Source organism: Sporosarcina luteola, assembly GCF_023715245.1.
Lineage (GTDB): Bacteria > Bacillota > Bacilli > Bacillales_A > Planococcaceae > Sporosarcina > Sporosarcina luteola_C.
Genome location: NZ_JAMBNV010000001.1, coordinates 1874857 through 1900854, shown reverse-complemented (window position 1 = coordinate 1900854; position 25998 = coordinate 1874857). Strand labels below are relative to the sequence as shown.

Below are 25998 nucleotides of genomic sequence, written 5' to 3'. Positions count from 1 at the left end.
GCGAGTGCAAGCTGCACATGACGGAAAAAATCCGCCTAGTGCAGCTTTTTAATGTGTATATCACCTAAAAATTGAACAAACTGTGTCTAAAAATACAGTAGATGTCAGACAACCTAAGACGATTATGTTGCCGGAACAATATAGTTTACGTTATAGTGAATCGTGGATGACTTTTGAATTTCCGAATTAGTTCTCCTATTTGATTAATAGTGCAAAACGAACGGGTCTAAAAAAGAAAAAATAACCACTATTCAAACATGTTCCAATTTTGTTATAATTGACAGAGTGATTCATATGGGGGTGAAACACTTGCAACGAAATAGTCCAAAGGCTGTTCTTGACGATTACATATCCTATATACGCCTCGAAAAGAACTATTCATCACGGACAGTTTCGGAATATAGCAATGATATTCACGAGTTCCTCTCCTTTTTATCCCAAGAAGGAATTTCTGATCTGGACAATGTCGAATATCCTGAAGCAAGATTGTATATAACAACTTTGTATGACAAAGGTTTCGCAAGGAAAACGATCTCAAGGAAGATTTCATCGATTCGTTCTTTTTATAAGTTTGGCAATGCTCGATTCGGGATAAATGATAATGCATTCCGTTTATTGCACCATCCAAAGAAGGAAGAGCGGCTTCCGGCTTTTTTTTATGAAAAGGAATTGGAATCACTCTTTGAAACATGTGTTGGTGAAGATCCGAAATCATTACGCAATAGCGCGCTTCTAGAACTGCTTTATGCTACCGGAATCCGGGTTAGTGAGCTCACATCCATCGAATTGGGCGATATCGATAATTCTCTCGGCATCGTCAAAGTGATGGGAAAAGGCAGGAAAGAGCGTTACGTCCCATTTGGAAGCTTCGCTCAAGACTCTCTTGAATCCTATATGGAAAAAAGTCGTCCTATGCTTATGAAGAAGAAAAGTCATCATTCGTTGTTTGTCAATTTGCGTGGTGACCCGATTACGGACAGGGGCGTACGCCATGTACTGAATGCAATGATGGAAAAGGCATCCATTCCCGGAAAGATTTATCCGCATATGATTCGCCATTCCTTTGCGACGCATTTGCTGTCAAATGGTGCAGATATGAGAACAGTACAGGAATTGCTCGGTCATAGTCATTTATCTTCAACTCAGGTATATACGCATATCACGAAAGAGCATCTGCGGAAAACGTATATGAAAACACATCCGCGGGCTTAGGAGGATGAGCTGATGGAATTTCATTCTACAACAATCTTTGCCGTCCGGCACAAAGGTGTTTGTGCGATGTCAGGTGACGGACAAGTGACGATGGGAGAATCCGTTGTCATGAAAAATACTGCTAAAAAGGTGAGAAGGCTTTTTGGCGGTAAAATAATTGCAGGATTTGCAGGTTCTGTCGCTGATGCTTTCACCCTCTTCGAATTGTTTGAAGGCAAGCTTGGCGAATTCAATGGCAATTTGGAGCGTGCCTCTGTCGAATTGGCGAAAGAGTGGCGGGGTGATCGCGTCTTGAGGAAGTTGGAGGCGATGCTGCTCGTCGCTGACAAAGACAAGCTTCTGCTCGTTTCGGGAACCGGTGAAGTAATTGAACCGGATGATGGTGTGCTTGCAATCGGATCGGGTGGGAATTATGCATTGGCGGCCGGACGCGCTCTGAAAAAATATAGCGGTGATACACTCGACGCTGAGCAAATAGCCAAGGCTGCACTTGAGACGGCTGCCGAAATATGTGTCTACACAAATGATCGGATTATTGTGGAGGTACTCAAATGAATACAAAGCAGGAATTGACCCCACGGGAGCTTACTGCGTATCTGGATCGATATATTGTAGGACAGGATGCTGCGAAGAAAGCGGTTTCCGTCGCAATCCGGAACAGGTATAGAAGAAGCCTTTTGTCAGATGAGGAAAAAAGGGAAATCATCCCTAAGAATATTTTAATGATCGGACCGACAGGCGTCGGAAAGACGGAAATAGCGAGAAGGATTGCGCGGCTCGTGAACGCCCCGTTCGTTAAAGTGGAAGCGACGAAGTTCACGGAAGTCGGATATGTAGGAAGAGATGTCGAATCGATGGTAAGGGACTTGACCGAGTCGGCCGTCCGCATCGTCCGGGAGGAAATGCGGGAGTCCGTTAAAGGTCAGGCGGAAAAGCTTGCTGAAGAACGACTCGTCGAATTGCTCGTACCGGAAAAAAAGCGCAAAGTCAATATGCAGAACCCTTTTGAAATGCTTTTTGGACAAAAGGACGATGAGGATGAGAAGAATCACGAGGAAGTGGATGATATAAGCAGGAAGCGGTCAGAAATCGCCCGTCGTCTTGCCGCTGGTGAATTGGAAGATCAATCGATTACTGTCGAAGTCTCCTCCCAACAACCTTCCATGTTTGATGCACTCCAAGGTTCGGGAATGGAGCAAATGGGTGCAAGCATGCAAGATGCTTTATCGTCTTTAATGCCAAAAAAGATGACGAAACGGAAAATGAAGGTGAAGGACGCAAGAAAAATCCTTCAAGCCGAAGAAGCGGATAAATTGATCGATCATGATGAGATTGCAAGAAGGTCGGTTGAGCTCACTGAGCAATCCGGCATTATTTTCATCGACGAAATGGATAAGATCGCAAGTCGCGGCAACGGCGGCGGGTCATCTGCAGATGTATCAAGGGAAGGTGTCCAAAGGGATATACTACCCATTGTGGAAGGCTCGACAGTCACCACTAAATATGGGCCGGTAAAAACGGACTTCATACTTTTCATCGCTGCTGGTGCATTCCATATGTCGAAGCCTTCGGATATCATTCCGGAACTCCAAGGTCGTTTTCCGATTCGCGTGGAACTTGAAAAGCTCACAAAAGAGGATTTTGTCCGGATCTTAAAAGAACCTGACTTTTCATTGATCAAGCAATACGAAAAACTCTTGGCGACGGAAAATGTCGAAATCGAGTTCTCGGAAGATGCCGTCGAGAGGGTTGCTGAAATTGCGTTCGATGTGAACGATAATACAGAAAACATCGGTGCAAGAAGGCTGCATACGATATTGGAAAAATTGCTTGAAGAGTTATCGTATGAAGCTGCGGAAATCGGACCATCTTCAATCAAGATTACTGTGGCATATGTCGATGAAAAGCTGAAAGATATCGTAAAAAATAAAGATTTGTCACATTTCATCTTATAATGAAACGTTTTAGTTTATTTAATGATTGAAAAGCTTTAGAATATTCTTAAACCCAAAAGGTACTAATAGGAGGAAAAATAATTATGTCTTTACTAACAAAAACAAGAAACATCAACGCAATGCTTCAGGAAACAGCTGGAAAACCTGTAAACTTCAAAGAAATGGCTGAGAAATTAAGCGTTGTCATCGAATGCAATGCGTTCATCGTCAGCAGAAAAGGAAAATTACTTGGTCTGGAAATTCACCACCAAATCGACAATGAACGTATGAAGCAAATGTTCCAAGAACGTAAATTCCCTGAAGAGTATACGCAAAAACTTTTCGAAGTAAATGAAACGTCTTCGAATATTGATGTGTATAGCGATTACTCGGTCTTCCCGGAAGAGGAGCGCGAATTATTCAAGGATGGCTTGACGACTGTTGTTCCGATCATCGGTGGCGGCGAGCGTCTTGGAACACTTATCCTTGCGCGTCTGAAAGAGAAATTTACTGAAGATGACCTAATTCTTGCTGAATATGGCGCAACAGTAGTCGGTATGGAAATCTTACGTGAGAAATCTGAGGAAATTGAAATTGAAGCTCGCAGCAAAGCTGTCGTTCAAATGGCTATCAACTCATTGTCTTACAGTGAACACGAAGCGATTGAACATATCTTTAAAGAACTGAATGGCAATGAAGGCCTTCTTGTCGCTTCTAAAATTGCAGACCGTGTAGGGATTACACGATCCGTTATCGTCAATGCTTTGCGTAAACTTGAAAGTGCTGGTGTAATCGAATCTCGTTCACTTGGTATGAAAGGAACTTACATTAAAGTATTGAACAACAAATTCCTTGAAGAACTCGAAAACCAAAAAAATTAACAAATTATTACACTCCGGGTGAACATCCCGGAGTGTTATTTTTTTGTGAAGAACTTGAAGGAGAAAGAAATAGGAAGTGCGACTATACTTCCGGGTTATGATATTAGTCCTAAGAACTACAAATGATGCGAGTAGAGTGATTTAAAAGGGTTGTTTCGACCTAATCTATTTTGATTAATTTGATGGACAAAGTTCGCCAAAATCCGATACAATAAGATATGTGTTTTAATTGAAAGTTTAATAGAAAAGATTATCTTTCATATATAACGATAAAACAACTAGAGGTGAAATAGATTAATGAACATTTATGGATCAACAATTTCACTGTTGGAGCAAGGTTTGAACTTTTCTTCTTCCAAAGGGAAAGTTATTTCGCAAAATATTGCAAATGTCGACACGCCGAATTACAAGTCGAAACATGTCGACTTCAAGCAAATGATGCAAGAAGCCCAAAGTAAACCTATCAATGCATATCGGACGAACGAACTGCATTTTGATTTTTCTTCGAAAGTATCAAAACCGGGTATAGCCAAATATGCGGATTATAATTATCGGCAGGATGGCAATGGAGTGGATATGGATAAGGAGCAGGCAGATCTTGCGGCAAACCAGATTTACTATAATGCATTAGTCGATCGTCTGAACAGCAAATTCAACTCCCTTCAAAATGTCATTAAAGGAGGCAGATAATCATGTCTATTTTCCATAGTCTCAACACTTCCGCCTCGGCTCTCACTGCCCAACGGCTAAGGATGGATGTCATCTCGTCCAATATGGCGAATGTTGAAACGACGAGAGGAAAGATGGTAAACGGCGAATGGCAGCCGTATCGCCGAAAGAGCGTCAGCTTCCAACCGATGGAAGGACGCTTCTCTTCGATGCTGCAAGCTGCAATGGGAAGCAAAGATAGAGGGGCGGCGGGGTACGGCGTGACGGTTTCCCGAATTCAAGAAGATAGGGAAACACCCTTCAAGCTAGTCTATGATCCAAGCCATCCGGATGCTAATGACGAAGGGTATGTTCAAATGCCGAATGTGGATCCGCTAAGAGAAATGATTGACCTCATGTCCGCAACAAGATCCTATGAAGCGAATGTGACAGTGTTGAACGCAAATAAAGCGATGTTAATGAAAGCACTCGAGATAGGGAAATAATAACCGGAAATGGAGGAGATGACTAATGCCTATACAATCTATTCAAGGCGCGGGAAATATGCCGGGACTGTTGAAAATAAATGATGCTCTCAAGCCCACGCCATTTGAATCGCAGAAGAACTTCGGTACGTTTTTAAAGGATGCCATACAGGATGTGAACGTCAAACAGATCGAATCAGATAAAATGACCCAAAAACTAGTTTTAGGGGAAGATGTCGATTTGCATAACGTCATGATCACCGCTCAAAAAGCATCAATTGCATTGAGTGCGACGATGGAAGTGCGAAATAAGGTAATTGAAGCGTATCAGGAAATAATAAGAATGCCAGTTTAAAATTCGTGACGGCAGAGCAAAGATGTGCTCGTAACGCTTTGCTTTTACTCGCAAACGCCGTTCTTCGTAACGGCGTTGACTATGTAAGCAGACCGGGGGATCAGAATGAAAGAAAGATTGACGAAAATTGGGACTGACTTGAAGCAGTTCTGGTCGAGTCGCACAAAACGACAAAAAACAACATATATAGGGTCCGCGGCTGCTGTTATTGTTCTTGCTGCATTTCTGACTTACTTCTTGTCGAGGACGGAATTCGTCCCTCTTTACAGTGACGTCTCGCGCGCGGAAATTGGCAGAATCAAAGAAGAGCTCGATGTGCAGGGCATCCCGAGCCAAATTGCACCAGGTGGCACTTCAATCCTCGTTCCGAAAGAACGGGTTGATGACCTCCTCGTCACCCTGGCTGCGGAAGGGTACCCGAATACAGGAACTATCGATTATTCGTTCTTCTCTCAGAATGCCGGTTTTGGAACGACAGACAATGAATTCAATATGATCAAGCTTGCATCTATGCAAACCGAGTTGGCGAATCTTATTAAAGGGATCCAAGGTGTGCAAGATGCAAATGTAATGCTCACATTGCCTACACAAAGTGTCTTTTTAAATGAAACTGTACAAAGTGCAAGTGCTGCAATCATGTTGAAGACGGAACCTGGGCATCAGTTTACGGAACCTCAAATTAAGGCCTTATATAATTTAGTATCAAAAAGTTTACCGAATTTATCTACAGACGATATCGTTATCATGAACCAGTATTCCGAATACTTTGATTTGAAATCATCCGATCAATCAATTGGCACGAATGTTGTAAATCAAATGGATTTGAAAAAGACAATTGAACGCGATCTGCAACGAAAAGTGCAGATGATGCTTGGCACGATGTTAGGACAGGATAAGGTCGTCGTCTCCGTAACTACAGATATTGACTTCAAACAGGAGAACAGACAAGAAAATCTTGTTGATCGTATAGATGAGGATCTTGATAGCCTAGCAATCAGTGTCCAAAGAATCACAGAGTCATTCTCAGGGGATGGTGCTCTTGCAGGGGGCGTTCCTGAAGGCGAAGATCCAACAGATAACCGGACTAACTTTGTCGAAGGCAACAACGCTAACGGTGATTATGAGCGCTTGGAAGAGACAATTAACAATGAAGTGAACCGGATCAGGAAAGATATTGTAGAAAGCCCTTATAAAATTCGCGATATCGGTATTCAAGTTATGATGGAGCCCTCGGAAGGGAATAACGTGGAAGGTGATATTAGGAATATTCTAGAGACGATTATCAGTACTTCCATTGATAAAACCTACTTGCCAGCAGAACTTCCTGGAGATTACTGGGGAAGTAAGATCGCGATCACTACTCAAAACTTTGATGGCAAGCTCGTTACCGTACCTCAATCTTCAAAAGGTGCGATTCCATGGTGGGTATATGCAATTGGTGCAGCTTTACTAGCAGTCATAGCCATCCTGGTCGTTGCCTACTTCCGAAAACGCAGACAGGAAAGCGAATTGGAAGAAGCGATGATACTCGAAGAGCAGCGCGAAGCATTGCATGTCGAAGATATCAATATGGAACAAAACGAAACGGAAGCGACCCTTCGCAAAAAGCAACTTGAAAAGATGGCGAAGGATAAGCCTGAAGAATTTGCCAAGTTGCTGAGAACATGGATTGCCGAAGATTGACGGAGGGATGAACAGTGGTAAAGAAGGATAAAGGAATGACGGGTAAGCAAAAGGCCGCACTTCTGCTCATATCGCTCGGTCCGGAGGTTTCGGCAGCTGTCTATAAGCATTTAACAGAAGAGGAAATCGAACGGTTGACGCTTGAAATTTCCGGTGTAAAGAAAGTCGACTCCAACGTCAAGGAGGAAATCATCGAGGAATTTCATAATATTGCACTTGCACAGGATTATATATCCCAAGGCGGAATCGGATATGCGAAAACCGTATTGGAAAAAGCACTTGGGAAAGAACACGCTCAAGCAATCATTAATCGCCTGACATCTTCTTTACAAGTGAGACCATTCGATTTTGCAAGAAGGGCAGAGCCTGGTCAAATTCTGAATTTCATTCAAAATGAACATCCGCAGACAATTGCATTGATTTTGTCATATCTCGAGGCAGAGCAGGCGGGAATGATCCTGTCATCTCTACCACAGGAAATGCAAGCGGATATCGCAAAACGAATAGCGACCATGGATTCCACTTCCCCCGAAGTCATCAGCGAGATCGAAGCTGTTTTGGAGAGGAAGCTATCTTCCACAGTCACACAGGATTTCACGGAGACGGGCGGAGTCGACGCGGTTGTACAAGTGTTGAACGGAGTCGACAGAGCTACTGAAAAGACCATTTTGGATGCGCTCGAAATCCAGGATCCGGAGCTTGCGGAGGAAATTCGGAAAAGGATGTTCGTTTTCGAGGACATCGTTACATTGGACAATCGTTCCATTCAGCGCATTGTGCGTGAATGTGAAAATGAGGATCTCATCTTGTCAATGAAGGTGTCCAGTGAAGAAGTGAGGGAAATCCTCTTTAAAAACATGTCTCAACGGATGGCTGAATCATTCCAGGAAGAGATGGAAGTCATGGGGCCAGTTCGTTTGCGGGATGTTGAAGAAGCGCAGGCACGAATTGTATCCATCATCCGAAGGTTGGAAGATTCAGGGGAGATCATCATAGCCCGCGGTGGAGGGGATGACATCATTGTCTAACATTTTTCGTTCTTCCCGAACGATATCTGAAGAAGGCAACATCAAGGAAATAACAATCCGGAATTTGCATATGCCGACGGTTGACGGAAAAGAGGAAGTGATTTCAAAAGAATCCCTCTATTTAGAACGTGACCGAATGCTGAACGATGCGAGACGGCAGATTGAACTGGAAAAAGCGGATGCAGAGCATATGAGACAAATGGCGCAAGAGGATATTGCTGCTATGCAAGCTGCTTGGGAGCAGGAGAAGACGGCGTTGCAGCAGCAAGCATACGAAGAGGGGTTCCAAGTCGGATACGAAGAAGGCAGGAGCAAGTCGATATCCGATATGAGCGAATCTTTGAAAGTGGCAAATGAAGTCACTCTTCATTCGAAGGAAAATGCGCTGAAATATCTGGAAGAACAAGAAAGAATCATATTAGAAATTGCGATGAGGACGGCGGAACGCATTCTTGGGAAGAAATTAGAAGAGGATGAGGAGGTTTTCCTTTCAATCGTGAAAAGAGGATTGAAGGAGGCGAGGGAAATGAAGGAGATCAAACTATACGTATCGGTCTTCCAATTTGAACTTGTCTCGTCGAATCGCGCTGAACTTGCTTCCATCTTCCCGCCTGATGTCCCATTCCTCATTTTTGCAAATGACGACTTCGACACGAACGATTGCATTATCGAAACGAACCAGGGCCGTATAGTTGTCAGCGTCGATGAACAATTGAACGAACTCAAAGAGAAACTCGTTGAACTGTTAGAGAGTGGTGACTAACGATGAAGAAAGCGAAGGAACTGGTTGAAATCATTCCAAAAATGAATTCATTTCCGAAGTTTGGACGGGTCGTACGGGTAGTCGGTCTCATGATTGAATCACAAGGTCCTGAAAGCTCAGTGGGGGATGTATGCCGTATACATCTAAATAATGGAGGCAAAGTAGACTCTGTCATTTTGGCGGAAGTTGTTGGCTTCAGAGAAGAAGTTGTCATCTTGATGCCTTACTCGAATATCACTGATATTTCGAGTGGTTGCCTTGTCGAATGTACAGGGAAGCCGCTTGAGGTGAAAATCGGAATGAACCTGATCGGAAAAGTCCTTGATTCCATGGGGAACCCGATTGACGGCAGTCCACTTCCGAAAGGTTTGTCGACAGTGCGAACGGAACAGGATCCGCCGAACGTCATGACAAGAATGCCTATTAGTGAAAAACTGGCTGTCGGTGTCAAAGCTATTGATGGTATGTTGACCGTCGGAAATGGCCAAAGGGTCGGAATTTTCGCGGGGTCCGGCGTTGGGAAAAGTACTTTGCTCGGGATGATTGCTAGAAATACAACGGCTGATTTGAACGTCATCGGTCTGATCGGAGAACGTGGCCGTGAAGTCCGGGAGTTCATCGAGCGGGATTTAGGCCCGGAAGGATTAAGCAAGACAATCGTTGTTGCAGCAACTTCCGACCAGCCTGCCCTTATGAGGATTAAAGGCGCCTTCACAGCTACGGCGATTGCAGAGTATTTCCGGGATAAAGGGCTGAACGTGATGCTCATGATGGATTCCGTCACTCGCGTCGCAATGGCGCAAAGGGAAATCGGGCTCGCGGTAGGAGAGCCCCCGGCAACGCGCGGCTACACGCCATCCGTATTTTCGATTTTACCGAAGCTTTTGGAACGGACCGGTACGAACGATGTCGGCGCGATTACGGCATTTTACACAGTGCTTGTCGATGGCGATGACATGAACGAACCGATTGCGGACGCGGTGCGAGGTATACTTGATGGCCATATTGTCTTGGATAGGACACTTGCCAATAAAGGGCAATACCCAGCCATAAATGTCTTGAAAAGCGTAAGCCGTCTCATGAATCATATTGCTAGTCCGGAACATGTCAAAGCCGCTGAAAAGCTCCGTGAATTGTATTACACATATGACAAGTCGGAAGATCTTATCAATATTGGAGCGTATAAACGGGGCACTTCAAGGGAAATCGATGAAGCCATCGAATACGAAGCGCATATCACCAACTTTTTGAAGCAAAGTTATCAAGAGAATGTGAAGATGGAAGACAGCATTGAAGAATTGATATCGCTTGCTCCAGGAGGAGGTACACGATGAAACCTTATGAATACCGATTTGAAAAGGTGCTCACATACCGGGAACAGGAAAAAACGGAGACCGAGATAGAGTTCAAGAAAGCAGTCGAGTCTTTCGAAACGGTCGCAACCGAATTATATGAGGTATTGAAACGGAAAGAAGCCGTCATTGCCGAACACCAGGAAAAAATGACGACAGGCTTTTCCATTAATGAAATCCATCACTATGCACGATTTATCGATAGCCTCGATAAACGGATCGAGGGTCTGCAGCAATCGGTCTTTAAAGCCCGTTCCAAAATGAATTGGTTCGAAGATAAATTGTTGGAGAAGACGATCGAAGTGAAAAAGTTTGAAAAGATGAAGGAAAAAGATAAAGAACATTATCGTACTGAAATGGAACAAGCGGAAGCAAGTCTGTTGGATGAATTATCAACATTGAAGTTCCATAGAAGAGAAACAGGGTGGTAATTTGACAAGGAACTCAAAACTGCAAACTGACGAGAAAATCGTTGAAAAGAAAAAAGGCACCCGCCTCTTCCAGGAAGTGTTGCTTTGGACTCTCATTCCGCTTCTTTTCACGACGATGGTGCTATTGATCATCGCATATGTCGCCGATGTGAACGTTTTTGACAAAGCGAAGGAATGGACACAATCCCTTCCATTCACAGAAGAAAAGCAGGTTGATGATGAAAAAGGCAGCGACTTGATCATCGAAGAGCGTGTCGTCGAATTGCAGGCGGAAATCCAAGAGAAGGAAGCCCAACTGTTCAAACTCCAAGAAGATCTTTCGAAATCAGCAGACGAAAAAAAGTCCTTGCTCGATGAACAAAAAAGCTTGTTGGGTCAAATTGAAGCGTTGAAAACGGAGAAAGATGATTATAAACGCGACATGAAAGAGATCATTTCAACATTCGAGAAAATGTCGGCAAAGTCCGCAGCCCCCGTCATAACAAAAATGAGCGATGCGGAAGCAATCCAATTACTTAGCAACCTAAAACCTGAAGTTCTCGCACCGATATTAGAAAAGATGTCGCCTGAAGATGCCGCAAAGTACACGAGTCTAATGACAAAGTAAGCGGAAGCTGAAGGTGGCAAACGTTGAGGGGAGGTGAAAAATAGAGTGAACATCGGAGCATTGCAATCCATGAAGGGCATGCATCAAGTGTCTTCAACAAACATGCAAAATGGCGGACCGGCAACTTCCAAGTTCGGCGCGATATTCGCCGGCGTTTCTTCAAAAACGCCTAAAGCGGAGAGTCCGACTAACGGAGAAATTCCAATCGAATCGATTCCAAATCTATTTAATGCTTCAACTGTCGAAGGTTTGGAGAGTGCTGTACAAATGATTCAAGGTAACGAGATTGTTGCTATTGGAAGCACTGAAAGCTTAGAAGAAATAGCAAGTTGGTTATCAATCAATCCTGAAGAAATGCTCAAAAAGCTTCAACAATTATTGGAGGAAGCCGGCATATCTAAAGGCGAAACTGAGGAATTGAACATCTCCGCCGATATGTGGACATTGTTGAACATGATCGATGAAGCAGGAATCCGTTTTTTCGAAAATTTGAATGAGGAACTTCAAAAGCCTGGAACAAGGAATGAGGCTACCCAACTTCTATCCTTACTAAAAACTATAGAATTGTTGGCTCCGAAATCAGATATGGATTTGTGGATGGAGCAGAAGGTCGATAGTTTCCGTCAAATGATCACCGTGGCTGCTGGCCAATTCGAACAGCGCATGGCAACGGCAGGGAGGCAGGAACAATTGCCGTTTCTCAATCAGAAAAATGAATTCAGAATCGTCCTTGAAACGAATTCTTCAACATCTGCAAATGCAGAAGGCTCTGGGCAGAAACAAGCCGATACAACACCGCAATCTGGTGCTGTTCATGCAACTACAACGGTAGTCAGATCGGAAATGCCATTACAGCAGGCTGAATCGAATCCGGCGAACCGAAGCGAAACACTACTTAGGGAAATGCAGGCGTTAATGAAACGTTCCAATTTCGGACAAGTCGGCGGAACCAATCGGATGCTCATCAAGTTATATCCTGAACATCTCGGCCAAATCCGTATCGAGCTGCTTGAAACGAATGGAGTCATGACAGCAAGGATTCTTGCATCAACGGCACTTGCCAAAGGAATGCTTGATAGTCAGTTGCATCAACTGAAACACGCATTTAATCAGCAGAACTTGCAAGTCGACCGTGTTGACATTGCGCAAACAATCCAAGAATCGCATAGAAATGAACGTGAACAATCTTTTAATGAACAATTCAAACGTGAGCAACAGAAGGATGATAACAAACAGAACCAATCACCCGAAGATGAACTTTCGTTTGAAGAATATATGATTGAACTGGAGGTGTAGTGAATGATAGAGGGACAAAAATCGATAACAGAATCGATGTTTCTTATAAATAATCAGCGGGATCAACGAAAAACGGGACCGGATACGATGGGCAAGGATGCATTTATGAAAATCCTTATTGCACAGCTGCAAAACCAGGATCCGACAAACCCGATGAAAGATAATGAATTCATCGCACAGATGGCACAGTTTTCATCATTAGAGCAAACGATGAACTTGGCAAGCGCATTTGAAAAGTTCGCTGAGGCACAAAACCAATCCCAATTGATCCAATACAATCAATTCGTCGGAAAGAATGTTCGTTGGCATGAAATGACGGATAAGAAGGACGAAGCAGGCAAACCGATAGTCAATGAAGGGACGGGTATAATCCAATCCGCTAAATTCGTAAACGGATCTGTCGTATTCACAATGGCAGACGGAAAAGAACTGACCCCCGGCAATATTTCTGAAGTACTAGCAGGCTCAGGAAATACGAATAGTTTAGTAGAAGCTAGTCTTTTAATCGGGAAAACAGTCGGCTACATGGACGGTGAAGAGGAAAAGTCAGGTCTAGTAGTATCCGTATCCAATAAGGAAGGAAAACTCCAATATATATTGGGCGACGGTACAAGAATTGATGGCAATTCATTCACATCCATCAGTCAATAACAAAAAAGGAGCGAGTGTATGGACAAGTTGAACATCCACCACGTTCCATCGCAGCCACTCATACGCCATGGACAACCTATGAAAGCACCCCAACAGCCGAAACAGTCATTTATCGAACAGCTGAATAAGGCAATCCAGCCGCAAGCTTTAAAAATCAGCAAACACGCAAATGACAGGCTGAAAGAGCGGAACATTCATATTACAGAAACTGAATGGGCGCACATCACAGACAAGGTGAATGAAGCAAAAGTGAAAGGAATCAAAGAATCGCTTGTACTGATGGATCAAGCAGCACTGATCATCAGCGCAAAAAATTCCACAGTCATTACAGCGATGGATCGCAAGGAAGCGAAAGATCAACTATTTACAAACATCGACGGCACAATAGTGCTCAGCTAACACTTGGCAGGACCTCAGACAGAGGATGCCAACGTACTGCCGACTGACAGAGGCAAGTACACTCACAATCCGAGAGGGGAAAAATTAATATGTTACGATCAATGTACTCAGGAATCTCAGGTTTACGGAACTTCCAAACAAAATTAGACGTTATCGGGAATAATATATCGAATGTTAATACTTATGGGTTTAAGAAGGGTAGAACAATTTTCAAGGATTTGATTTCACAGACAGTTGCGGGTGCTTCAGGCGCTACAGCAACTCGTGGAGGAGTTAACCCGAAGCAGGTAGGACTAGGATCGCAAATCGCTGCAATTGATACTATCCATACTGGTGGATCTACACAATTCACAGGAAACACACTTGACTTAGCAATCTCAGGAGATGGATTTTTCCAGGTAGCGGAAGGAACAGGTCAAATTGGAGCACCCGCTGGTTTTAATAATATCTCGTATACAAGAGCAGGAAACTTCTATATGGATAATAAAGGTTACTTGGTTGATTCAAGTGGAAAATATTTGGTTGGTGTTGCTGGTATACCTGCAACAAATGGAGATTATCCAACTCCGGGAAATCAATCTTTAACTTATAATGCAGATGGTACAGTAAACGTCGTAACAGGAACTAAACAATATCAACCAATTGTTGTGCCAACGACAGCACAATCAATGTCTATCAGCCAGGATGGTACAGTTACATTTGTTGATGCAGGAGGTACATTAAGATGGGCAGGTCAACTTGAAATAGCAAAGTTTCCTAATCCAGCCGGTTTACAAAAGGTGGGAGGAAATTACTTCCAAGGTACTGCTAACTCCGGAACGCCTGTTAAAAATGTTGCAACAACTTCTGGTCTAGGTTCCATAGAATCCGGCTTCCTAGAAATGTCCAACGTCGACCTAGCCGAGGAATTCACCGAAATGATCGTCGCACAACGTGGTTTCCAAGCAAACACACGTATTATCACAACTTCTGATGAAATCCTTCAAGAGCTCGTCAACTTGAAACGATAAGTCTACTAAACTATCCTAGTAGTGTTACATTTATAGGATTGAAGCGAAAGGCGGCGACTCCAGCGGGAACAGCGCGAGCTGAAGACCCTGGACTGAGCGAAGCGAGGGAAGCGGCTGAAGCCGTGCCCGCGGAAAGCGTCCTCCTGAAGCGGAAATCCGGTTTACCAATCTCATTTATGCGCTTCTAAAAGAATTTATGCTTCCCTACAAACATTTATGAGTTTTTCAAAAGATTTATGCGTAATTCATCGATTTTATTCGTATTTAAACAACTTTATGCGTTTATAGCAAAGGAGGGTCGGGCCGGCCCTGTGCCCGGCCCCTTACATATGATCAAGGTAACTCGTCTCAATGGCAAAGCGTTCATGCTGAATGCTTTATACATAGAAACAATCGAATCGTTTCCCGACACAACCATCACATTAACAACAGGCACTAAATACGTCGTCCTGGACCCGATCGACGAAGTAAATCGCCGTATCATCGAATTTTATCAATCGGTCCAACTATTAGCGAATCCGCATATCCGGGGTGAAGAAGATGAAAAATAAAGCATTGACAATCGCACTTATCATTGTAGTAACCTTGACGCTTGTCGGGATCATCGGCCTAATCCTCACCTTGCAACTAAAAGGGGATTCCGCTCCAAAAGAGCCCACAATCGATGACATCATAGAAGCATCTGTGGACGTGCCTGAAATCATGACAAATTTATCCGGCCGCCAATTTATCCGGATTTCATTAAAAATCCAAACGACAGATAAAAAAGCAGCTGCTGAACTGGCGAAACGTGACTTTCAAATCCAGAACATCGTCATACAGGAACTTTCAGAAATGACATCAAAGGATTTTGAAGGAAAAGCAGGAAAGCAGGCATTCGAGGATTCCATCAAATCACAATTGAATCCACTTATGCAAGAGGGTGAAATCGAAAAAGTGTACATCGTTTCATACATTATTCAATAACAAATTGATGGACATATACAATGCCGGGAGGTGGCCTTATGCCGGGAGATATTTTATCCCAAAATGAAATTGATGCTTTATTATCGGCATTATCGACAGGTGAAATGTCGGCGGAAGAGATGAAGAAGGAAGACGAGACCCGGAAGGTCAAAGTATATGACTTCAAACGTGCTCTCCGCTTCTCAAAAGATCAGATCCGTAGCTTGACGCGGATCCATGAAAATTTTGCGAGATTATTGACGACTTATTTTTCCGCACAATTGCGCACGTACATCCACATAAATGTCGCTTCGGTCGATCAAATCCCATTCGAGGAGTTCATCAGATCCATTCCGAATATGACATTGCTAAATATTTTCGAAGTGCCGCCGCTTGAAGGGAATATCATTATGGAAGTCAATCCGAACGTCGCGTATTCAATGCTTGACCGAATGATGGGCGGAGTAGGTGAAGGTCCCGGAAAAGTGGATAATATGACCGAAATCGAAACGAAGATATTGACGAACCTATTCGAACGGTCATTTGATAATCTACGGGAGGCTTGGTCGGGGATCATTGAAATCGATCCGTTCCTATCAGAAATGGAAGTGAACCCACAATTCCTTCAAATGATTTCACCGAATGAGACAGTCGTAGTCATTTCGTTCAATATCGTCATCGGGGAATCCAGCGGCATGATCAACATATGTATTCCGCATGTCGTTCTGGAGCCGATTGTCCCGAATTTATCGGTCCGTTATTGGATGCAGACCAATAAAAAGGAGCCGACGCCTGAACAAAGCATCATTTTAGAAAAGCGGCTGAAGCAAGCAAGCTTGCCACTTACAACTGAGTTGGGGAAAGGTTCCATGTCAGTCGAGGATTTCTTGTATCTTCAAGTGGGGGATGTCATTTCCCTTGACCGGAAAATCGAAGACCCTTTGATTGTCAAAGTGGGAGACATACCAAAATTCACAGCACAACCTGGTCATCTTCGAAACAGGATGGCTGTACAAATAATCGATATTTTGAACGGAGGGGATGAAGATGATGAGTGATAATGTGCTTTCACAGGAAGAAATCGAAGCGTTGCTGCGCGGAGAACCAATTCGTACGGAAGAAACAGCAACATCGTCCTCTGAACATCAGAATTTTGACGACCAATTAAGTGAAATGGAAAAAGATGCATTAGGAGAAGTCGGGAACATTTCCTTCGGCAGCTCTGCAACAGCCCTCTCCTCATTGCTTGGACAGAAAGTGGAAATTACCACTCCCGCAATCTCTGTAGTGGACCGTAGTATGCTGGAGACAGAATTCGTTCATCCGTATGTAGCAATCCAAGTGGAATATACGGAAGGCTTAAATGGCACCAATCTCCTCGTCATTAAACAAAGTGATGCCGCAATCATCGCTGATCTTATGTTGGGCGGGGATGGAATGGCCCCAAATGAAGAATTGAATGAGATCCATCTAAGTGCTGTACAGGAAGCGATGAATCAAATGATGGGATCGGCGGCTACGTCGATGTCCACTGTTTTCAATAAGAAAGTCGATATCTCCCCTCCATCAATAGACTTGATGAATATGGAAAATGAGGAAAGCATCGATAAGATTCCGAAAGATGAAATGATGATTAAAGTTTCCTTTGAGTTAAAAGTAGGAAATTTAATCGATTCAAACATTATGCAGTTGTTCCCGCTTCAATTCGGAAAAAACCTTGTTGCGTCGCTTATGGGCATGGGGGCAGAGGAGGAAGCTGCTGTTACAATGGAAGCGCCGGCCAGACCGGCACCATCCAAACAGGAAATGCGGCAGCCTGAATTTCCGCAAGAGGACCATTCTAGTTACAGCTATGGGGATAGTGCATCCCAACAGTTTGCCCCCCCTGCTTATGAACAGCCTCATTACGAACAGCCGGTTCAGCAGCAGATGCCACAAAGGCAGCAACAACCACCTGTACACGTACAGCAAGCCCGTTTCGCGAACTTTGAAGGTCCTTCCTTAAATCAAGCCGAGACGAACAACTTGAATATGTTGCTGGATATCCCTTTGCAAGTGACTGTGGAACTTGGAAGGACGAAACGTTCGGTTAAAGAAATCCTTGAAATGTCTAGCGGGTCCATCATAGAATTGGATAAGCTGGCGGGAGAGCCGGTCGATATTTTAGTAAATAACCGCCATATCGCTAAAGGGGAAGTCGTCGTAATTGATGAGAACTTCGGCGTACGGATAACGGATATTTTGAGCCAGACAGAACGATTGAATAATTTAAGATAAGATCCGGGAGGTCATGAGAATGGGTAAACGTATTTTAATAGTGGATGATGCAGCTTTCATGCGCATGATGATCAAAGATATTTTGACAAAGAACAATTTTGAAGTAGTCGGTGAAGCTGCCGATGGTGCGCAAGCTGTTGAAAAGTATATGGAATTAAAACCGGATCTCGTAACGATGGATATTACGATGCCAGAAATGGACGGTATTGCGGCGTTGAAAGCCATTAAAGAAAAGGACCCGTCAGCTACAATCATTATGTGCTCGGCAATGGGACAGCAAGCGATGGTCATCGATGCAATTCAAGCTGGAGCAAAGGACTTCATTGTGAAGCCGTTCCAGGCTGATCGTGTTGTTGAAGCGATCACAAAAGCAATAGGTTGACTTATGAATTTATCAGTTTTGCAAAAGTTTTCATCAATTTTCCTGCTGGCAGTCGTCCTTATCAGCTCTTTGCCTATAGTGACGTATGCAGAAGACAATCCAACCAAATCTGTATCTGATTGGTATGGAAAAGATAAGGACAGTGGTGAAGAGATTACAAATGTAATTGAGGAAGACGAGCCAGCTGCCGACCGTACGCAAGACGGGGCAGCTGTCGGCTTGTCTTGGTGGGATTATGTAAAAACACTTTTGGCGTTGCTCTTTGTAGCCGGCCTTCTACTCGCCTTATTAAAGTTCATTAACCGGAAGAACCGAATGTTTAACCAGCATCGATTAATGAAAAATGTCGGGGGTCTTTCGTTAGGACAGCAGAAATCCATTCAATTGGTCGTTATCGGAGAATCTTATTATTTAATAGGCGTAGGGGACGAAGTTAGGCTGCTGAAAGAGATTACAGACCCGGAAGAGATCGCAGCATTGGAAAGTTATTTCGATGATGATGATCATCCTTCACCTCCAAGCGCTTTGAATAAATTGCTGACGATGCTTCCTCTAGGCAAAGGGGACTCATCGGAAGATAGCGAGCAACCCGCCGATTTTAAAAAAATGTTCACTTCCAGATTAGATGAATTGAAGGCGGAGAGGAAAAAGCATTTGAACCGATTGGCAGAAAAGGAGAGCAGAAAAGATGAATGATTTCGTCCAGTTTTTTTCGGACAGCAACCCGACAAATGTATCGACATCCATCAAAATGCTTCTCCTCCTAACAGTCCTATCGCTAGCACCGGCAATCCTCATTCTTATGACGTCATTTGCCCGGATTGTCATTGTTTTATCTTTTGTCAGGACTGCACTAGCAACGCAGCAAATGCCACCAAACCAGGTTATTGTCGGGCTTGCTCTGTTTTTGACATTCTTTGTCATGGCACCTACTTTCCAACAGGTGAATGAAACAGCCCTTACACCTCTATTTGCTGAAGAAATTACACTCGAGGAAGCATATGAACAGGCAAGTTTGCCATTCAAAGAGTTCATGAGCAAACACACACGGCAGAAAGATTTGGAGTTATTCCTGCGGTACAACCAAGCGGAGCGTCCTGAAACGTTGGAAGATATTCCGTTGACAATGTTAGTGCCGGCTTTCGCGTTAAGTGAGATTAAGACCGCATTCCAAATGGGTTTCATGATTTTCATCCCGTTTCTTGTCATTGACATGATCGTTGCGAGTATTCTCATGTCCATGGGGATGATGATGTTGCCGCCGGTCATGATTTCTCTGCCATTTAAGATTCTATTATTCGTCCTAGTCGATGGATGGTATCTTATCGTCAAGTCATTATTGCAGAGTTTTTAGCTAGTAAGTAATAAACGTAACCTGTCATCTCCCTTTCGGAAATCGGCAATTTAACAGTTTAGGAGTGATAAGTAATGACAGGCGAAGTAGTCATAGCGATAGCTGAGCGGGCGGTTTGGGTCATTTTATTAACTTCCGGTCCGCTGTTGATTGTAGCATTGGTTTCCGGCTTGGTCGTCAGTATTTTCCAGGCGACGACACAAATCCAGGAGCAGACATTGGCATTTGTGCCGAAAATTATTGCCGTCCTTGTAGCGCTTATCTTTTTCGGTCCTTGGATGTTGGCCAGGGTCACGGCGTTCGCGACAGACATTTTCGATAATCTAGTTCGGTATATAGGGTGATGGAATGGAAGAACTGATTCCTTCCTTGGCTGCGTACTTGCTCATTTTGACAAGAGTGACCGCCTTTATCGTAACTGTCCCTTTGTTTTCTTACCGTGCGATCCCGACAACGCATAGGATTGTCTTTGCCGCATTATTGGCATGGATGATGGTGTATACAGTCGATGCTCCAGGAATTGAAATTGATGGCACATACATACTTCTTGTGATAAAGGAAGCTCTTACAGGCATCTTCATCGGTATCATCGCCTATATCGTCATGTCGGCAATCCAGATTGCCGGCGGCTTTATCGATTTCCAGATGGGCTTTGCCATTGCAAACGTCATCGACCCGCAAACTGGGGCCCAGTCGCCTTTGCTAGGTCAATTTTTTAATGCCCTCGCCATTTTACTGTTATTGACATTGAATGGCCATCATATGCTCCTTGACGGCATCTTTTACAGTTATCGCTTCATACCGCTTGACATGCTTTGGCCGGCATTTGGTGATGAACGGCTAATCGATTTCGTCATAAGGACATTTGCAATGACGTTTGCCATTGCATTCCAAATGTCCGTACCGATTGTAGCAACCTTGTTTCTTGTTGATCTAGCTTTAGGTATAACAGCGAGGACGGTTCCGCAACTAAATATTTTCGTTGTCGGATTTCCCATTAAAATCGGTGTCAGTTTCCTCGTCCTTGTGACGATGTTCACGGTCATGATTGCGATGATGAGAAAATTGTTTGAACTGATGATGTCGGCAATGAGGGATTTGATGATCATCTTAGGAGGTGGCTGACGGATGATTCGTTTAGATTTACAGTTCTTTGCAGGCGAAAAGACAGAAAAGGCCACTCCGAAGAAACGACTCGACTCCCGCAAGAAAGGACAGGTATTAAAGAGCCAGGATGTTACAACTGCAGTTGTCCTTCTCTTCGTATTCCTGTTCCTTTTTTTCGCAGCCGGCTTCATGCGTGATCGATTTTTTGTGTTCTTTACACATTCATTTACAGAATCCGTTTCAATCAAGGCATTGGATATCGATCAAACGATGATTCTTTACATAAATATGATTGTTCAAATGGCATATATCCTCTTGCCGATAATGGCCGTTGCAGTCATTGCGGGTATAGTGGGAAACCTGATGCAGTTCGGATTGCTGTTTACTGCGGAACCTTTGAAATTCGACTTGAAAAAGATAGATCCAATTAAAGGGTTGAAAAGGATATTCTCCATTCGTGCAATCGTTGAATTATTGAAATCTTTGTTGAAAATATCTTTTATCGGTTCAGTGACGACATTCCTTCTCATGACGAACATCGAAAAAGTGTTAGGTCTAGCTTTCAAGACACCCCATGACACATTGGTGACAGTCGGACAATTGGTAGCTTTAATGGGCATCGTCGCCTCCTTCGTTCTGTTATTCATTTCGGTATTGGACTATTTTTATCAAAAGTTTGATTACGAGAAAAACTTGCGGATGTCCAAACAGGATATTAAAGATGAATATAAAAATACGGAAGGTGATCCGATCATCAAGTCGCGCATCAAACAGCGCCAAAGAGAAATGGCGATGCGAAGGATGATGCAGGAAGTGCCGCAGGCGGATGTCGTTATCACGAATCCGACCCACTTTGCCATCGCCTTGAAATATGACGATGAAAAGATGGACGCACCCGTCGTTATTGCGAAGGGGGCAGACTTCATCGCACAAAAGATAAAGCTGATTGCGAAGGAGCACAATATTGTCATGGTTGAAAATCGTCCATTGGCAAGGTCACTGTACGACGATGTAGAGATCGGGGATCGTATTCCTGATCAGTTCTTTAAGACGGTCGCTGAAATATTGGCATACGTTTATCGAATACAACGGAAAATATAACTTGCTAATGCAGGGTAAATCTGCGGGCGTACCCACGCCTTGGCATGATTACAATTAGAGAAAGAGGGGATGGCATGCAATTTAGAGATATCGGAGTATTGGCAGCGGTCATTATGATTGTTGCCATGCTCGTCATCCCATTACCGCCTTGGCTTTTAAGCTTTCTTATCATTATCAATATAACACTTGCATTAATGGTCCTTTTGACATCGATGAATATGCAGGAAGCATTGCAATTTTCGATATTTCCTTCGTTGCTTTTATTACTGACGCTTTTCCGTCTAGGTTTGAACGTTTCAACGACCCGTGCAATTCTTTCACAAGGGGATGCAGGCGGGGTTGTCGACACATTCGGTACGTTTGTAACCGGCGGAAATATCGTCGTCGGCCTTGTTGTCTTTGTCATTTTAATCATCATCCAGTTCATCGTCATAACAAAGGGATCGGAGCGGGTTTCTGAAGTGGCAGCCCGTTTTACGTTAGATGCGATGCCAGGTAAGCAGATGAGTATCGATGCCGATTTGAACGCAGGAATGATTTCTGAGACAGAAGCAAGGATGCGCCGTGAAAAGGTGAGCAATGAAGCTGACTTCTATGGCGCGATGGATGGAGCAACGAAATTTGTTAAAGGAGATGCCATCGCCGGAATCATCATCGTCATCATCAACCTACTTGTAGGGATGATTATCGGTGTCGCACAGATGGATTTGCCATTTGCCGAGGCTGCGACGAAATTCTCCAAATTGACCGTCGGAGATGGAATCGTTTCCCAAATACCGGCTTTACTCATCTCGACAGCTACAGGGATTGTCGTAACGCGTGCAGCATCCGAAGGGAATCTTGGTACGGATATAACGAGACAGCTGTTAGGCCAACCGAAGTTGCTCTATATTGCAGCAATAACCGTCTTCCTGTTAGGGCTGTTTACGCCAATCAATGACATCCTTACGATTCCAATTGCAGCTCTTCTGGTTTTAGGTGCATACATCATGTCACGTCAACCTGAGGAAGACCCTACCGAATTGCTGGAAATGGAAGAAGAAGTTGAAACGGAAGGGATGAAGAGTCCGGAAAATGTAGTCAACCTATTGAATGTCGATCCGATCGAGTTCGAATTCGGCTACGGGCTCATCCCTTTAGTCGACGCCCAGCAAGGCGGGGATTTATTGGACAGGGTCGTCATGATCAGAAGGCAGCTTGCACTTGAGTTGGGGCTCGTCATTCCGGTCGTCCGGATCCGGGACAATATCCAGCTGCAACCGAATGAATATCGTATCAAGATAAAGGGAAATGAGCTGGCAAGAGGCGAACTACTTCTTGACCATTATCTCGCAATGAGTCCGGGGGGCGACGATTCGATTGTTGGAATCGATACGATTGAGCCGTCATTCGGCCTTCCCGCGAAGTGGATTACTGAAGACGTTAAAGAAGATGCCGAAATTATGGGCTATACAGTCGTCGATCCACCAAGCGTTGTCTCTACCCATCTCACTGAAGTGATCCGTGCGAATGCAGCCGACTTGATTGGACGCCAAGAAACGAAACAGCTCGTCGATCATGTTCGTGAGACGTATCCAATCCTGGTCGATGAACTTACACCTACGCCTCTCTCAATAGGTGAAATCCAAAAAGTGTTGGCGAAATTATTGAATGAAAATGTCTCAATCCGCAACTTGCCGATTATTTTCGAGACGCTTGCCGATTATTCGAAGTACTCATCGGATGTCGATTTGCTGACGGAATATGTAAGGCAATCGCTAGCAAGACAAATCACCGGTCAATACTCGACCGGGGTAGAAGCGCTGAAAGTATTGACCGTATCAGGTAAAGTCGAGAAATTGATAGCGGATCATATCCAGCAGACCGAGCAAGGCAATTATTTGTCGATTGACCCGTCCCATTCCCAAGAAATATTGGAATCGATCGCAAGAGAGGTCGAAAGGGTGGCGCTGATGGACCAATCACCTGTCATTCTCTGTTCGCCAGCAATCAGGATGTACTTAAGGCAAATTACGGAGCGGTACTTCCCGCAAATACCTGTATTATCTTACAATGAGCTTGAAGCTTCAATTGAAGTCCAAAGTGTCGGGGTGGTGGAAATCTGATGAAAATGAAGAAATATACAGCCGATACGATGGTGGAGGCGATGAAGAAGGTGAGAGCTGATTTCGGGGATGAAGCTGTCATCCTTAGCTCAAATGTCGTCACCTCCAAAGGGTTTCTCGGCTTTTTTCAAAAGAAGTCGGTTGAAGTCGTTGCCGGTTTTGATGAACCTTCCTTCACTCAGTCAACAACATCATTTATACCGAAACAGACTGCCGAGGTTGTAGACCTCAAGCAGGACGCAGAAATAAGGAAAGAAATGAATGAGATGAAAAGACTGCTTCAGGAAATGAAGCAGTCTGCTTCATTCGCCAATTTCCCGGATGAGCTCAAACCGTTGCTCACTTTTTTAGAGAAACAGGAGTTGTCGGAACAGCTGACTCTTCAAATTGGAAATGAAATTTTCACGTTGATGAAAGAGGAAAAGAAAGATTTTTCAACAGAGGAACAAGTGGAACTAGCAAAGACGTTCTTAACGAAAGAATTCTCAGACTTACCTTTCGGCGGCATTTCAACTACCAAAAAATATATTAATGTACTTGGTCCGACCGGGGTTGGAAAGACGACAACGATTGCTAAGATTGCGGCTAGGTCCCTTTTGGAAGATAAAAAGAAGATTGGCTTCATTACAACTGACACCTATCGAATTGCTGCAATAGAACAATTGCGCACGTATGCGAATCTATTACAGGCGCCAGTTGAAATCGCCTATAATAGCAAGGACTTTGAAGAAGCCATCAGAAAAATGCAAGATCGTGACTTGATCTTTATCGATACAGCTGGCCGTAATTATAAAGAAATCAAATTTGTAGATGATTTGAAACGTCTGATCGATTTCTCGTTGGACATGGAATCATTCCTCGTCTTGTCTGTGACTTCAAAGGAAGAGGATATGAGGACAATCATCGACAAATTTACTTCTTTTCCGATTAAGAAATTCATCTTTACGAAAGTGGATGAAACGGGATCGATTGGTCCGATGTTCAATCTCATGAAAGAATACGGCATCGGCACCGCTTATTACACAGATGGACAGGAAGTGCCGGAAGATCTTACTGAGGCAGATCTCGAAAGAATGCTCACATTGTTATTGGCAGGTGCTGAACATGCGTGACCAAGCGGAAGCACTTCGAATGAAGATGTTGAAGGTGCAGGGTGAACTGGCCAAATCGATTGCGATTGTCAGTGGAAAAGGTGGGGTGGGCAAGTCGAACTTCTCCACGAATTTCGCCCATTCTTTACGTTTGAAAGGAAAGAAAGTCATCGTCGTCGATATGGATATCGGAATGGGAAACATCCATATATTACTCGGCGCTGCTCCCCAACACAGTTTGAAGGATTATTTGACGGGCCAACAACGATTGGAAAATGTCGTAAACTCAGATGAGGATGGGCTTACATTCATTTCAGGAGGATCGGGATTGGATTCTGTTCTCGATTGGTCCGAGGATATGTTTGAACGATTGCTGGCCGCTTTCGAACAGCTTCAAAAAGAGTATGACTTCATCCTTTTTGATATGGGCGCGGGTGCGACGCAACGTTCAATCGAACTGATCATTGCGGTGGATGAAGTGATCGTCATTTCCACAACAGAACCCACTTCAATTACTGATGCCTATTCGATGATGAAGTTCATCTGTCTACAGGACCCGGATAAGAAATTCAGCATTGTTAGTAATCGGGTGTCAAAGCTCGATGACGGCAATGACGCGGTGACACGACTGCAATATGCAATGAGGAAATTCCTTGATAAAGACACATTCATTTTAGGGTTTTTACCGGAAGACGCGGCTGTTCATAAAGCGGTGGTCGCGCAAAAACCCTTTATATTGCTCTATCCCAATGCTCTTATTTCAAAGCGAATGGCAGCAATTGCCGACGAATTTGTAAAAGTGGATCAGGCTGAGGAAAAACAAGGAACCGGATTCCTTCAAAAGTTGAAGGGGATTTTCTTGAAAGGGCGTGAATGATTTGGGATTCGGCACTGTGAAAAA

General features: G+C 43.9%; 30 protein-coding genes. All 30 read left to right on the top strand.

What is annotated here, in order from left to right; translation table 11 throughout:
* Positions 1-294 precede the first annotated feature (294 nt).
* Positions 295-1212, top strand: a complete 918-nt coding sequence (xerC, locus tag M3152_RS09135; RefSeq protein WP_410055839.1) for a tyrosine recombinase XerC — start codon at positions 295-297, stop codon at positions 1210-1212.
* Between the two features lie 9 nt (positions 1213-1221).
* On the top strand, positions 1222-1767 hold the full coding sequence (hslV, locus tag M3152_RS09130; RefSeq protein ID WP_251695298.1) for an ATP-dependent protease subunit HslV: 546 nt from the start codon (positions 1222-1224) through the stop codon (positions 1765-1767).
* Positions 1764-3167, top strand: coding sequence for an ATP-dependent protease ATPase subunit HslU (gene hslU / locus M3152_RS09125; RefSeq protein ID WP_251694827.1), 1404 nt, complete (start codon positions 1764-1766; stop codon positions 3165-3167). The genes hslV and hslU overlap by 4 nt, the downstream gene beginning before the upstream one ends.
* Positions 3168-3250: 83 nt before the next feature.
* On the top strand, positions 3251-4027 hold the full coding sequence (gene codY / locus M3152_RS09120; RefSeq protein ID WP_251694826.1) for a GTP-sensing pleiotropic transcriptional regulator CodY: 777 nt from the start codon (positions 3251-3253) through the stop codon (positions 4025-4027).
* 297 nt (positions 4028-4324) lie between these two features.
* Positions 4325-4717, top strand: coding sequence for a flagellar basal body rod protein FlgB (flgB, locus tag M3152_RS09115; RefSeq protein ID WP_251694825.1), 393 nt, complete (start codon positions 4325-4327; stop codon positions 4715-4717).
* Positions 4718-4719: 2 nt separating this feature from the next.
* Positions 4720-5181: a flagellar basal body rod protein FlgC gene (flgC, locus tag M3152_RS09110; RefSeq protein ID WP_251694824.1), complete on the top strand. Its 462-nt coding sequence runs from the start codon at positions 4720-4722 to the stop codon at positions 5179-5181.
* A gap of 58 nt (positions 5182-5239) precedes the next feature.
* Complete coding sequence (fliE, locus tag M3152_RS09105) at positions 5240-5515, top strand: flagellar hook-basal body complex protein FliE (protein WP_251695297.1); 276 nt, start codon at positions 5240-5242, stop codon at positions 5513-5515.
* 105 nt (positions 5516-5620) lie between these two features.
* Positions 5621-7198: a flagellar basal-body MS-ring/collar protein FliF gene (gene fliF, locus M3152_RS09100; RefSeq protein ID WP_251694823.1), complete on the top strand. Its 1578-nt coding sequence runs from the start codon at positions 5621-5623 to the stop codon at positions 7196-7198.
* Between the two features lie 14 nt (positions 7199-7212).
* Positions 7213-8226, top strand: a complete 1014-nt coding sequence (fliG, locus tag M3152_RS09095; RefSeq protein ID WP_251694822.1) for a flagellar motor switch protein FliG — start codon at positions 7213-7215, stop codon at positions 8224-8226.
* On the top strand, positions 8210-8989 hold the full coding sequence (gene fliH, locus M3152_RS09090; protein ID WP_251694821.1) for a flagellar assembly protein FliH: 780 nt from the start codon (positions 8210-8212) through the stop codon (positions 8987-8989). Before fliG ends, fliH begins: the two co-directional genes overlap by 17 nt.
* Positions 8990-8991: 2 nt before the next feature.
* Entirely contained in the window at positions 8992-10323 is a 1332-nt protein-coding gene (gene fliI / locus M3152_RS09085) for a flagellar protein export ATPase FliI (protein WP_251694820.1), read from the top strand.
* The gene (fliJ, locus tag M3152_RS09080; RefSeq protein ID WP_251694819.1) at positions 10320-10772 is read left to right on the top strand and encodes a flagellar export protein FliJ; all 453 of its coding nucleotides are present in this window, start codon (positions 10320-10322) and stop codon (positions 10770-10772) included. Before fliI ends, fliJ begins: the two co-directional genes overlap by 4 nt.
* Position 10773: 1 nt before the next feature.
* The gene (locus M3152_RS09075) at positions 10774-11379 is read left to right on the top strand and encodes a MotE family protein (protein WP_251694818.1); all 606 of its coding nucleotides are present in this window, start codon (positions 10774-10776) and stop codon (positions 11377-11379) included.
* 45 nt (positions 11380-11424) lie between these two features.
* Positions 11425-12675, top strand: coding sequence for a flagellar hook-length control protein FliK (locus M3152_RS18105; protein WP_251694817.1), 1251 nt, complete (start codon positions 11425-11427; stop codon positions 12673-12675).
* Between the two features lie 3 nt (positions 12676-12678).
* Entirely contained in the window at positions 12679-13326 is a 648-nt protein-coding gene (flgD, locus tag M3152_RS09065) for a flagellar hook assembly protein FlgD (protein ID WP_251694816.1), read from the top strand.
* A gap of 18 nt (positions 13327-13344) precedes the next feature.
* Positions 13345-13725 carry a TIGR02530 family flagellar biosynthesis protein gene (locus M3152_RS09060; protein WP_251694815.1) on the top strand — a complete coding sequence of 127 codons (381 nt, stop codon included), beginning with the start codon at positions 13345-13347 and terminating at the stop codon, positions 13723-13725.
* Positions 13726-13814: 89 nt separating this feature from the next.
* Positions 13815-14735 carry a flagellar basal body rod protein FlgG gene (gene flgG / locus M3152_RS09055; RefSeq protein ID WP_251694814.1) on the top strand — a complete coding sequence of 307 codons (921 nt, stop codon included), beginning with the start codon at positions 13815-13817 and terminating at the stop codon, positions 14733-14735.
* A gap of 329 nt (positions 14736-15064) precedes the next feature.
* Entirely contained in the window at positions 15065-15286 is a 222-nt protein-coding gene (locus M3152_RS09050) for a flagellar FlbD family protein (RefSeq protein ID WP_251694813.1), read from the top strand.
* Positions 15276-15701 (top strand): flagellar basal body-associated protein FliL, encoded by a 426-nt coding sequence (gene fliL / locus M3152_RS09045; RefSeq protein ID WP_251694812.1) that lies wholly within the window; start codon positions 15276-15278, stop codon positions 15699-15701. Before M3152_RS09050 ends, fliL begins: the two co-directional genes overlap by 11 nt.
* 38 nt (positions 15702-15739) lie before the next feature.
* The gene (gene fliM / locus M3152_RS09040) at positions 15740-16738 is read left to right on the top strand and encodes a flagellar motor switch protein FliM (RefSeq protein ID WP_251694811.1); all 999 of its coding nucleotides are present in this window, start codon (positions 15740-15742) and stop codon (positions 16736-16738) included.
* Entirely contained in the window at positions 16731-17957 is a 1227-nt protein-coding gene (fliY, locus tag M3152_RS09035; protein ID WP_251695296.1) for a flagellar motor switch phosphatase FliY, read from the top strand. The genes fliM and fliY overlap by 8 nt, the downstream gene beginning before the upstream one ends.
* 19 nt (positions 17958-17976) lie before the next feature.
* Positions 17977-18339, top strand: coding sequence for a response regulator (locus tag M3152_RS09030; RefSeq protein ID WP_251694810.1), 363 nt, complete (start codon positions 17977-17979; stop codon positions 18337-18339).
* Positions 18340-18342: 3 nt separating this feature from the next.
* The gene (locus M3152_RS09025; RefSeq protein WP_251694809.1) at positions 18343-19035 is read left to right on the top strand and encodes a flagellar biosynthetic protein FliO; all 693 of its coding nucleotides are present in this window, start codon (positions 18343-18345) and stop codon (positions 19033-19035) included.
* Positions 19028-19693 carry a flagellar type III secretion system pore protein FliP gene (gene fliP, locus M3152_RS09020; protein WP_251694808.1) on the top strand — a complete coding sequence of 222 codons (666 nt, stop codon included), beginning with the start codon at positions 19028-19030 and terminating at the stop codon, positions 19691-19693. Before M3152_RS09025 ends, fliP begins: the two co-directional genes overlap by 8 nt.
* Positions 19694-19767: 74 nt before the next feature.
* Positions 19768-20037: a flagellar biosynthesis protein FliQ gene (gene fliQ, locus M3152_RS09015; RefSeq protein ID WP_251694807.1), complete on the top strand. Its 270-nt coding sequence runs from the start codon at positions 19768-19770 to the stop codon at positions 20035-20037.
* A 4-nt stretch (positions 20038-20041) separates the two neighbouring features.
* Positions 20042-20818, top strand: a complete 777-nt coding sequence (fliR, locus tag M3152_RS09010) for a flagellar biosynthetic protein FliR (protein WP_251694806.1) — start codon at positions 20042-20044, stop codon at positions 20816-20818.
* A gap of 3 nt (positions 20819-20821) precedes the next feature.
* Positions 20822-21901 (top strand): flagellar biosynthesis protein FlhB, encoded by a 1080-nt coding sequence (gene flhB / locus M3152_RS09005; RefSeq protein ID WP_251694805.1) that lies wholly within the window; start codon positions 20822-20824, stop codon positions 21899-21901.
* A gap of 74 nt (positions 21902-21975) precedes the next feature.
* Positions 21976-24006, top strand: a complete 2031-nt coding sequence (flhA, locus tag M3152_RS09000) for a flagellar biosynthesis protein FlhA (RefSeq protein ID WP_251694804.1) — start codon at positions 21976-21978, stop codon at positions 24004-24006.
* Positions 24006-25118, top strand: coding sequence for a flagellar biosynthesis protein FlhF (gene flhF, locus M3152_RS08995; RefSeq protein WP_251694803.1), 1113 nt, complete (start codon positions 24006-24008; stop codon positions 25116-25118). Before flhA ends, flhF begins: the two co-directional genes overlap by 1 nt.
* The gene (locus M3152_RS08990; protein WP_251694802.1) at positions 25111-25974 is read left to right on the top strand and encodes a MinD/ParA family protein; all 864 of its coding nucleotides are present in this window, start codon (positions 25111-25113) and stop codon (positions 25972-25974) included. The genes flhF and M3152_RS08990 overlap by 8 nt, the downstream gene beginning before the upstream one ends.
* The last annotated feature ends 24 nt before the right edge of the window (positions 25975-25998 follow it).